The sequence below is a fragment of the Nitrosomonas sp. JL21 genome (assembly GCF_009833095.1).
Classification (GTDB): Bacteria; Pseudomonadota; Gammaproteobacteria; order Burkholderiales; family Nitrosomonadaceae; genus Nitrosomonas.
In genome coordinates this window covers 24,691-35,943 of sequence record NZ_QRCB01000033.1, presented here as the reverse complement: position 1 = coordinate 35,943, position 11,253 = coordinate 24,691, and the positions used below count along the sequence as shown (strand labels likewise).

Genomic DNA, 11,253 nt, shown 5'->3' with positions numbered 1-11,253 from the left:
CGCCGCGGCAATTGTTCGAGCGGCAGACGGTCGCTGCGCTGGCGCAATGTGCAGAACCAGACCTTCTCGACATTGCCGCTGAATCTCCAGTTCAGACTGAACGCCTGGCAGACTATCTGGATGCGCAAGCCATCGCTGCGCTGCCGTTTGGAGATGATGCCATCGAAGATATATATCCGCTGTCGCCGACCCAGGAAGGAATGCTGTTTCATAGCCTGGAAGCCCTAGGTAGCGGCTTATACGTCAATCAAATCAGCGTCGCGGTCGATGGGCTCGATGTCGAGCGGTTGATCAGCGCGTGGCAGCAAATGATCATTCGCCATCCGATATTGCGTACCGGATTTTTATGGCGAGCCGGGTTTGCTCGGCCATTGCAAGTGGTATTTAAGCAGGCTGATTCACAGGTTATGCAATTGGATTGGCGTGAGAAGGAAGACCTGGATTCGCAGGTTATTGCCTATGCCGATGAAGAGCTGCGGCGCGAATTCAATTTTGAAGATCCGCCGATCCGGCTGAGTCTGATCCGCACCGCCGAGAACCGTCATCAATTGGTGTGGACCAAGCATCATATTCTGCTCGATGGTTGGGGCGATTCCATATTGATCAGCGACTGGTTGCGTTGCTATAACGGCGAAGTGCTTGCGCCGCCCGGGCCTGATTACAGCGTTTATATCCGCTGGCTGGCTCGGCAAGATAAAAAGGCCGCGCAACATTTCTGGCAAGCGGAACTGAGCCACATCGACGGCCCGACTTTTCTATCAAAGGCGATCAACAATCCATCGCACACTGGATCTGGCTTTGCACAGGTGTATACGCGCTTGAGTCCGGATGAGACGCGCCGGCTGCAAGCGTTTGCGCAACATTTGCATATTACCTTGAACACTTTCGTGCAAGCGGTTTGGGCATTATTACTGCAACGTTACACCGGAAAACAGACGATCATCTTCGGTGCAACGGTGGCAGGCCGTCCACCCAGCTTACTTAGAGCCGATGAAATCCTGGGGCTGTTCATCAACACCATTCCAATTCCGGTGGAGCGGTGCAGTGAACTGACGGTCGCCGAGTATCTCAGTGCACTTCAGGAAAAGAACGCTCGTCTGCGCGATTATGAACATACGTCGCTGGCGGATATTCAGCGCTGGGCCGGCTACTCGGGTCAACCCTTATTTGACAGCATCATCGTGTTCGAGAATTATCCGATCAATGCCGCATTGCAGGACGAGGATCGTTATGGGTTGCGCTTTGGCGAGATCGCCGGTAAAGGATTGACCGGATATGCGATGGATCTGCAGGTTGTGATAGGTGATGCTCTCGAGATTGAATATTCATACGGCTGCAGTGATTTTAGCGATGATTTCGTGCTGAATTTACGCAGTCAAATGGAAGGTTTGATGCGCGAAATGATGATGCATCCCGAACGTGTGGTTGGAGAGCTGGGCTGGCTTGGCGAACAAACGCTCGATGAATTGCTGCTGCTGCGCAGCGATGAAGCTTTCAGCACCGGGCAGCATTATGTGCCCGTTCATCAACAGATTGAAACAAACGCCGTGCAGCGCCCGGATGCGATTGCGTTGCTGATGGGTGAACAGGAGGTCAGTTATGCCGAATTGAATGCCCGGGCGAATCAATTGGCGCATCGTCTGATTGCGCTGGGTGCGGCTCCGGAAATGCGCATCGGCGTCGCGATGGAGCGGTCGCTGGACGTGATCGTTACGTTGTTGGCGATTCTGAAGTCTGGTGCTGCCTATGTGCCGCTGGATATGGATTATCCAGACGATCGGTTGATGTTCATGATCAACGACAGCGCAGTAGCGCTGCTGCTGACCCAGCAACAGGTCCTTGCCAAGCATGCATTCGACGATGCTGTAACGAAACTGATGCTGGACACCATCGATCTCAGTGCTGAGCCTGTGACGAATCCAGCCGTTGCAATGCATGAACATCATCTGGCGTATGTCATTTATACCTCCGGTTCCACTGGCTTGCCGAAAGGCGTCGGCGTGGCGCATGGGCCGCTGGCGATGCATTGTCAGGCTACGGCGCGTATTTATGGCATGAAGCCGAGTTCATGCGAACTGCTGTTCATGTCATTTTCATTTGATGGCGCACATGAACGCTGGTTGACGGCGCTGACGGTCGGCGCCGGCCTGGCAGTTCGCGATCAGGAATTGTGGACTGCGGAGCAGACTTACGATGCTCTGCACCAGTACGAGATTACCAACGCCGCATTCCCGCCTGCATATCTGGGACAAGTGGCGGAATGGGCGTCGTCGCGCACCGATCCGCCCCCGGTCGAGTTGTATGTGTTCGGCGGCGAGGCGATGCCGAAGGCTTCTTATGATTTGGTGCGCCAGACGCTGCAACCGCGGATACTGATCAATGGGTACGGTCCGACCGAAACGGTGGTGACACCGTTGATCTGGAAGACTGAAGCCAGCCTTAGTTTCGATTGCGCGTATGCGCCGATTGGGCGTCCCGTCGGCGAGCGCGTCGTGTATGTACTGGATGTCGATATGCAGCCGGTTCCGATCGGTGTCGTGGGTGAATTGTATATCGGCGGATACGGTCTGGCACGCGGCTATCTGGGACGTGCTGGATTGACCGCTGAGCGTTTCATTGCCGATCCGTTTGATAAGCATGGCGGTCGGTTGTATCGTACTGGAGATCTGGTTAGATGGATGGAAAACGGCAATATCGAATATATCGGTCGCGCCGATCAGCAGGTAAAAATCCGCGGCTTTCGCATCGAACTGGGTGAGATCGAGGCTTGCATCCGTACCGCGGACAGTGTCGCCGATGCCGCTGTCGTCGTGCATCACGGAGTTAGTGGCGTGCAATTGGCCGCTTATGTGGTGCCTGTTGACTTGCAGCAGGAGCAAGCGATGAGGGTGGAATTGAAGCAAATGCTCGCGCAGCGCTTGCCGGAGTATATGCTGCCGTCGTACATCATCAGTCTCTCCGAATTGCCGCGTCTGCCGAGCGGCAAACTCGATCGGAAACGATTGCCGGAACCCGAGGCCGACGCAGGTGATCATTATCAAGCGCCTTCGACCGTGGAAGCCCAAGCGCTTGCTGAAATTTGGCAGGATGTGCTGGGGGTGGAGCGAGTCGGCGAAACGGACAATTTTTTTGCATTGGGTGGCGATTCTCTATCCAGCCTGAAAGTGATCGCGCGTATTCGCAATTTGACTGGTCTCAAACTGGAGTTGAAACTCAGGGATTTGTTGCAGCGGCCCACCATTGCCGGTTTGTTGGGATTGGAAAAGAACTCGACACATGACCGGCACGGGTTGGTCAGGCTCAATCAACCCAACGGGAACAGTAAGGCTCAACCGCCTTTGTTCTGCATTCATGCCGGCTTAGGCACTGTCTTCGATTACCAACCGCTGGCGCGGCAATTACAAGGCATACGCACAGTCCATGCGATACCGTGCCGGATGCTGGCGGATCCCTCGCACTCGGATGTGTCGCTGCCTCAAATGGCGCAGGATTATTGTCATCTGATTCGCACCATTCAACCGCAAGGGCCTTATTATCTGGCCGGCTGGTCGTTGGGCGGCACTTTGGTGGCGTTAATGGCTGGAATACTCGAAGCATGCGGAGAAAACGTCGCATTTTTGGGATTGATCGACCCTTATATTCCTGGCACGGAACCGATGCTGATCGGAGATTGGCGGCAGGATTTCAGCGATTTTATCGCTGTGGCAATCCCGGGGGTAAGTTCCGACGACTTGGAGCGAATACTTAGTTATGAGCGATGCCAAACAACTGAACCAACAAAACAAATGCTTAATATGCTATTGGAGCAGGTGCTGGCGATAAGGGTCGAGCATCTTCGGATGGATGCCGATGTGAAGACTGCGGGCTATGCTGAAATGGGTGCTGAAGAATTGGCGAATATTTTTCTGACCGCCCGTCATTTGAAAGCGCTTTCGCTGCGCACAGAAATGCTGACACCGTTAACATCCCGTTCCACATGCTGGTGGGCAGCCGAACGGGCGGTTGAAGAACGTCTTGCGCTGGAGCAACAAATTGGATCAGGCACAGTGGATTTCATCGAGCTTGATTCCGATCATTTCAGCATCGTTCGGGCTCAATCGCTATTGTCGGATATGAAATTGCTGCTCTCAACGGGCGAAATGGATTGTGCCTCGAAAGAAAGTATCCGGGTATAGGAAGCAGGCTAAGAGAGCGAGTCTCCGGGTGAAGAATAGGGAGAGCGCGGTAGCTGTGCGTTTCCCGGTTGAACTCGGAACCGCTATCGCGCAGCCACCCGAACGGAATCGAATCAGGAGTGAGTGATCATTCTTGAGCGGGCCCAGCGTTTCCGTTGCCAGATCACAACACCGGTAATCGATAATACCGCCACTAATAAGCCGAGGATGGAGACCATGATGCGGCCGGGCAGGCCGAGAATGCGACCGGAATGCAGCGGAAACTGGGCCTCGAGAAAAATATCGCCGGCGCTGCCGCTCCCGGGGATTCTGTCGCCCAGATAGGATCCGTCCTGCCCATCGAAATACAGCCATGGATTGCCCAGGCCGAAATCGACGTGATCTTCTCCAGGTTCATGAAATGTGACGCCGTAGATACCATAGTCGGGTTCGTAGAACATACTGCCAATCGGCGTAGTCCAGTTTCTCCTCTGGGCTTCCTGACTGGCGAGTTCAATGATCTGCCGCCGCTGAATGACCGGTATAATCGGTTCGTCATGGGGATTGGGCGTGCGCTGTGCAAAAGGATCGGGATGGAGCGTAGAGACCATCGAAATGAGCGGCCGCATGACTTCCACGTAGAGATTCATCGATAGCGATGAAACCGCCAGTATCAATAGACATCCCCATATCCATACCCCACCTGATCGATGCAGATCAAAAATTGCCTTGTAACTGCCCTGACGCCAGCGGAAGGTGAATGATTTTGCCCACGATTTGAGGCTTGGGAACGAGATCCACAACGCGATAAAGCAATCAATCGTCCATACGAGGGCAACAATACCCATGAAGAGTATGCCCAGTTCGATATCGAATACATCGGGGATATGCATGCTGTAATGTAATTTATACAAAAAAGGCAGCAGATTTTCGCGGCTTAATGAAATTTCCCCCCACATGCGTGTGCCTCGAATTTCACCACTGGCGGGATCCAGCGCTATCTGATTGAAGTCCACGTCGAAGAGCTCGTTGGTCGCGGGATCGACCCGAGCATGCACTCCTAACGTCAAGTTGTAACCCGGTTCCGGTTCCAGCGGCAGCGAGGTGACGAGCAAGCGCGGATCGGAGGCTTCCAATCGATCCACAAGCTTGAGAGGGGAAAGCGATTCACCCTGGCTTGTTCTTTCAAACAAATGCGGATTGAGCCATTCATCCAATTCGTGATCCCATGAAATGATCGCTCCGGTCAGTCCGGATATGAATAAGAAAACTGCCAGAAAAAGCCCGGCCCAGCGGTGTAGTAACGTGAGGATCTGTCGGCTGACTCTGATTTTGCTCGAAGTGGTGCGGTGAGATTCAGCTGTTGAAGGCAATGCGGATTCGACCAGTTTTCTCATCGTATCAGGCCATGCCATTGGCGGTAATGATGGTGGGTCGTTTCATGTCGATTGCAGGGCTGGCGGCATGGGCATGATCAGGAATAAGCCGGCCGTTTTCCATGCGGATGAGCCGATCGGCCAAATGAAAATAGCGATCATCATGGGAAATGACCAGTATTGCCTTGCCTATCGCGCGCAATTCCGGAAGTAGCTCGTGGTAGAAAATTTCTTTGAAGATTGGATCCTGATCGGCAGCCCATTCATCGAATACCAGAAAAGGACGATTTTCCAGATAGGCGACCACCAGCGCCAGACGTTTGCGCTGACCCTGTGACAGCGAAAGCGTCGTGAAGGCGCCATTGTGCACTTTCACTTTATGTTGCAGGTGAAGTTTCGCGAGAAGCTGATTGCCTTTATCGTCCAGATTTTGGCCATGGCTGGTTTCCAGTAGTTGGTCGAAAAGATGGAAGTCAGAAAAAATGGTCGTGAAGATCTGACGGTAATGATCTCGGTTGCTATCGTTGATAAGCGAACCGTTCAGAAGAATGGCGCCTTCTTCCGGTGGATAAAGACCGACCAGCAATTTTGCCAGCGTAGTTTTGCCGCTGCCATTGCCTCCTACCAGAAACGTTATTTCTCCGGGATGAAACTGCAGATCGATCGGCCCCAGCGTAAACATCTCATCCTTTTGCTCATGGTAATAGCGATGTAGCACGGCCTGTAATTTAATATTTTGCAGTGACGGCGATTTGCCTTTTTCGACCTGGGGTTCTGAAGAGGTCATGGCGCGCGCGATGTCATCGATCCGTTCAGCCGAGACTTGCGCCAGGTTGGCCCGAGGAATATTCAGCAGTAATGCTTCCAGCGGGCCGACCATATAGATGAATATCAGTGCATACCCTGTCATGATCATTGTCCGATCGGGGCCATCATCGACCAGAATGAACAATACGATACCAATGAAGGCATAGATCAAGAAATTACCCCAGCCGGCGGAAGCAACGAAAATCGACATTCCAAATGTTCTTTCAGTACGCACTTTTTCGATCGATTGTTCCAGCACGTCGTCATAGAATGTCGTTCGTTTGGCCCGATTGAGGCGTAATTCTTTTGCTCCATCAGTCAATGAGCGAAAGTAAGCGAATAACTTGTCTTGCTCGTTAGCGGCTGTTTCGAGATGCCGTATCGCGCGCAGGTGAGCAAGATGATAGCCAAGTGAGCCGAAGCCGATGACAAGAACAGCAAATAAAAATACCTGCCACGACAGAAAAGCCATGTACACCATGCAACCCAGTACTACGACTGCGTTGGTCAGAATGACTGGAAAGCTCTCAAAGAATTCTGCCACCCGGGTGCAGTGCTCGGAAAGTGCGGACTGAACACGTGCGGCACCCAACAATTCAAGTTGCCGAAAATCTGCGGTGATGACTTTTTTGGTGATGAACATTCGCAGTTCTGAGTGTGCCCGCTGTCCCAGTCGTTCAAATAATATGGCTGCAATCATGTAACTGAACATCACGCCGACTGCTGTTGCTGCAAACGCCAAGGCCATCGTCTCGCGATCAGATTCTGTTTCAGTCAGGGCCGCGTTGATTTGCATTAATAGCAATACGCTGCAAATGCCATGCAATATGCTTGCAAATGAGGCGCTTATGAGTAGCGTTTTGGATTGTTTAACCAGGTACTTCAACATGATTCGCTCATTTTAAAAAAGTTGTATATAACCAGTGACGAATAGTTGGGGAAAATTTTCATGAAGCAATTTTGTGTGCTGTCCTTATTTTTTCTTAGCTATTTTTACTTATACATATATATAATCAATAGTTTAATTGTTTGTTTTTTTCGTTTCTAAATAAATTACTCATACTTATAAATAATAATACTTCTCATTCGTCATGATAATAAGATTTGGGAGAAGTATGTGAAAAATTACAAACGATGTAGATGTAGTAACAGAATCAATCAACAAAGCGTGATGCGATATTTGATATTTTTATTGCATATCCTCACGTTCATCGCAGGCATGTCGCTGGCTCAAGCGGCAGATGAATCGTCGATTTTTCTCGATATTCCATCGCAGCCGCTCGGAAGCGCATTGGAACAATTGAGACGCGACACAGGCATATCGGTGAAATTCGCGTCTGAACTGGTTCGGGATAAAACCTCAGTGGCGGTGAAAGGCCATATGCAACCGCGCCAAGCACTGGAAGCGCTTCTGTTCGACACTGATCTGGCATATCGATCGGAAAATGGCGCCATGGTGCTTTATTCGCATTCAACAGGCATGGCCGCAACCGAGAAAGAGCGATCAATCACTTTACCTGAGCTGATCATCAAGCAAGTCAGGGAGTCGAGCTATATCACGGAACAATCCGCTACCGCGACCCGTATACCCGCCCTTATTCAGGACGTGCCGAGGTCGATTGGGGTAGTTCCCCGCAATGTGATCGAGGATCAGAAAGCGTTTCGTATCGATGAGGCCATTCGTAATGTCAGTGGAACCTTTATGTCGAGTACCCAAGGTGGTCGAGCCGGAGATTTCATGATTCGCGGTTTCCATTCAGAATTGAATGTATTCAAGAATGGTTTTCGTGAAGATAGTATCTATGGTGCGCGGGCTGCTCGCGATACTGCGAATATCGACAGCATCGAGGTGGTTAAGGGACCGCCTTCATATTTATATGGACGTTCCGATCCAGGCGGAGTGATCAATCAAATTACCAAGGCGCCGTTGGGATACCGTTATTTTTCTGGAGAGATGGTGTTTGGCAATTATGGCCTGTACCGTCCGACCATTGATGTGGGTGGCCCATTGAATGAGTCGGGGAGTATCACATCGCGACTGAATGCCGTATATGAATCGGCGGACAGTTATCGTCACGGCGTCCATACCGAGCGATTTTTTATTGCGCCAACTATAGGATGGGCGCTGAGCTCACAAACTTCGTTGCGTTTGGAGGGAGAATATCTGCATGACCAATCTCCGATTGACCGAGGTATCGTTGCGTTAGGCAACGGCCCAGCACCGATTTCGATCCGCACATTCTTGGGAGATCCGAGAAGACGTGGAACCATAGATCAAGGTAAATCGACGCTGACGTTGTTGCATCGATTCAATGATATTTTCACCTGGCGTTCTGCTTTGCGCAATGCCGTTACTTCCGAACGCTATTCCACCTTGGAGTCCAACTTCATGGATGAATCGACGGGAATTTTAGGGTTGGCACGATACGAAATTCCCACCAGTACGCAAAGCCATTACATGCAAAATGAGCTCCATGCTGCTTTCTCGACCGGATCGATTAAGCATAAGGCATTGGTAGGGCTGGAACTGGGAAGGGAATACAGTAGAAGCAAAACTTCGGGAGATTTCGGAGATCTGGGGAGTTTTATCGATATTTTTAATCCTTCCAATCGAGAGTTTGTGGATGGCCCTTTAACGACTTTCAGCAATCTGAAACAAACCAATAATGCGTTAGGACTCTATTTCGGTGATCAAATCGCTTTGCTGCCCAATTTGCATATGCATGCCGGAGGACGGTTCGATGTGTTCGAGCAGAACATTGTTAATCACCCCAACGCTTTTTTAGAGCAGGGAAGTAAAGATAAGCAGGCGGATCGTGCTTTCAGTCCTTCGATCGGCATGACCTATCAGCCTTGGAAGCCGCTGGCGTTATTTGCCAACTATACCCGTTCGTTTGCGCCGCAAAGTGGTGGCGTCAGAAGTGTAAATGGAACGCTCTTCCGTCCCGAAAGAGGCGAGGCTTATGAAGGAGGTTTTAAGCTGCACTCGCCTGACGATCAATTACGGTTGACTTTTACCGCGTTTGAAATATTCAAGCAGAATGTCTTGACCTCGGATATCAGCCAAGGACCAGGCTCAGGATTTTCGATCGCCACCGGCGAACAGCGAAGTCGAGGCTTTGAAGTCGATGTCGCGGGACAGCTTTTGCCAGGATTGGAGATTATCGGAAGCTATGCCTATATCGACGCCCGTATCACCGAAGACAACACCTTCATCGAAGGCAGTAGACTACCGAATGTGCCGAAGCATCAGGCCAGCCTTTGGACGACCTATACTGTTCGAGAAGGTATGCTCAAAGGATTGGGTGTGAGCGCAGGATTTTTGGCTTTCGGTGAGCGCAATGGTATTTTCCTTTGCCAGGATCCGGAAGTTTCCTTTTGCCAGCAGCCTTTTCATCTTCCGGGGTACGTTCGGGTAGACGCAGCGGCGTATTACCGCAATCAAGCGTACATACTCAATAAGAGAACCAATTTCATTGCTTCGGTGAATATTCGCAATTTGCTTGATGAACGCTATTTTACTGGGGCGCAAAATTTTCGTGAAATTATCTATACCGGTGCACCCCTTACTGTAGTTGGCTCACTCAAATTTGAATATTAATCAACTACCCATCTGATCAATAAAAATCGAACGTTTGACTTGTGAGCAGCGATCTCTTTTAAAGATTCTTTCTGCATCATTTTTTCAGCTAAGACAGTTAATTACAAAAATTTATATTAAGGGAAACATAAAAATTATGAATAATAATAATTCTCATTCGTCTTGAAATGATAGAAGCCTGATACATAGAAAACCTGAACGTACGAAAAAACACATGAAGCCTGATGCATCCTGTTATTCATCGGAAGAAAAAAGAAAAGAACTGCCAGTGAAGTTTTTGTCTTTTCCAGATCAAACCTGCCATGCCGTGACCTATGAAGATCACTTATTGTGTGTGCAGGAAAATGCAAGCGGAAAACAAACATCGTGGCGCCTTGCGCAACAGTTTGGTCAGTTAAAGTTGACATGGAACGGTTCTTGTTCGAACCAACCGGGAATTTCGGAGTTGCTGACGGCGGTTGAGGCTGCGTTCAGCAGTTATCCGCTGTATGGCGTTCTAGTGCTGTCGGTTCCTTTTCAGCCATCAGCCGAGTTGGTCAATTCAGGTGTGCTGATATTGGATCAGGATCATCAATTCAAAGTTTACGCGGACATGTTCTGGCAACAGGCGAGATTATGGCGATGTTCTTCTCTTCAGAACTGTTTCCCCATTCATTACATGTTTACTCGGGAACACCGGCATCCGCTGAGGCCCCCTAAACCCGAGGGTGTTGTCTACCGGCGTTATATACCCTGGCTAAGCCGGACGTTAATTTTTCGCACGGTTGATTTAGCAGTGGGCGACCTTGAGTGCTTTCATCGCTGGATGAACGATAGTGAGGTTGCCAAGTTTTGGCAAGAATCCGGCGATATTGACCGGCATCGGAGCTATCTCGCAGAGATTCACGCAGATCCACACGTCACCAGCTTGATCGCTTGTCTGGATGAAGAGCCTTTTGGGTATTTTGAAGTCTATTGGGCCAAAGAGAATCGTATCGCGCCTTATTACGATGTTGATGATTTTGACCGTGGTTGGCATGTGTTGATCGGTGAGCCGCATCGGCGCGGCAAACCCTTCGTAACCGCATGGTTGCCTTCCATTTCGCATTATTTGTTTCTGGATGACGCCAGAACGAAGCGTCTCGTCATCGAACCGCGATCTGATAATCACAAGATGATCCGCAATCTCATCCAATGTGGGTATGTCACCCTGAAGGAATTTGATTTTCCTCACAAGCGCGCGGTGCTGGGCATGCTGTCGCGGGAGCGTTTCTTCTCTGAACAATGTTGGGTGCCGCACCTTACCTCCGCGCCCTGTTTACCATCTCTATCCTAA

At 50.4% G+C, this 11,253-nt stretch carries 5 protein-coding genes; 3 read left to right on the top strand and 2 right to left on the bottom strand.

Going from position 1 to position 11,253, the window contains the following annotated elements; genetic code table 11:
• A partial coding sequence (locus ABF87_RS10735; protein WP_160829121.1) for a non-ribosomal peptide synthetase occupies window positions 1-4,175 on the top strand: 4,175 nt, incomplete at its 5' end.
• Between the two features lie 113 nt (window positions 4,176-4,288).
• On the opposite strand, the gene ABF87_RS10730 is transcribed toward ABF87_RS10735, so the two are convergent.
• Together ABF87_RS10730 and ABF87_RS10725 are read right to left on the bottom strand one after the other, a co-directional pair.
• Window positions 4,289-5,569, bottom strand: a complete 1,281-nt coding sequence (locus tag ABF87_RS10730; RefSeq protein WP_240143639.1) for a PepSY-associated TM helix domain-containing protein — start codon at window positions 5,567-5,569, stop codon at window positions 4,289-4,291.
• On the bottom strand, window positions 5,556-7,226 hold the full coding sequence (locus tag ABF87_RS10725) for a cyclic peptide export ABC transporter (protein WP_160829120.1): 1,671 nt from the start codon (window positions 7,224-7,226) through the stop codon (window positions 5,556-5,558). Before ABF87_RS10725 ends, ABF87_RS10730 begins: the two co-directional genes overlap by 14 nt.
• A 282-nt stretch (window positions 7,227-7,508) precedes the next feature.
• Here ABF87_RS10725 and ABF87_RS10720 point away from each other — a divergent pair, with 282 nt between their 5' ends.
• Window positions 7,509-9,938 carry a TonB-dependent receptor gene (locus tag ABF87_RS10720; protein WP_205012689.1) on the top strand — a complete coding sequence of 810 codons (2,430 nt, stop codon included), beginning with the start codon at window positions 7,509-7,511 and terminating at the stop codon, window positions 9,936-9,938.
• Window positions 9,939-10,152: 214 nt separating this feature from the next.
• Entirely contained in the window at window positions 10,153-11,253 is a 1,101-nt protein-coding gene (locus ABF87_RS10715) for a GNAT family N-acetyltransferase (RefSeq protein WP_160829118.1), read from the top strand.

Bases quoted from the DNA above. Each gene is read 5' to 3' on its own strand.
- ABF87_RS10730 (WP_240143639.1), bottom strand. From the start codon at position 5,569: ATGGCATGGCCTGATACGATGAGAAAACTGGTCGAATCCGCATTGCCT.
- ABF87_RS10725 (WP_160829120.1), bottom strand. From the start codon at position 7,226: ATGTTGAAGTACCTGGTTAAACAATCCAAAACGCTACTCATAAGCGCC.
- ABF87_RS10720 (WP_205012689.1), top strand. From the start codon at position 7,509: ATGCGATATTTGATATTTTTATTGCATATCCTCACGTTCATCGCAGGC.
- ABF87_RS10715 (WP_160829118.1), top strand. From the start codon at position 10,153: ATGAAGCCTGATGCATCCTGTTATTCATCGGAAGAAAAAAGAAAAGAA.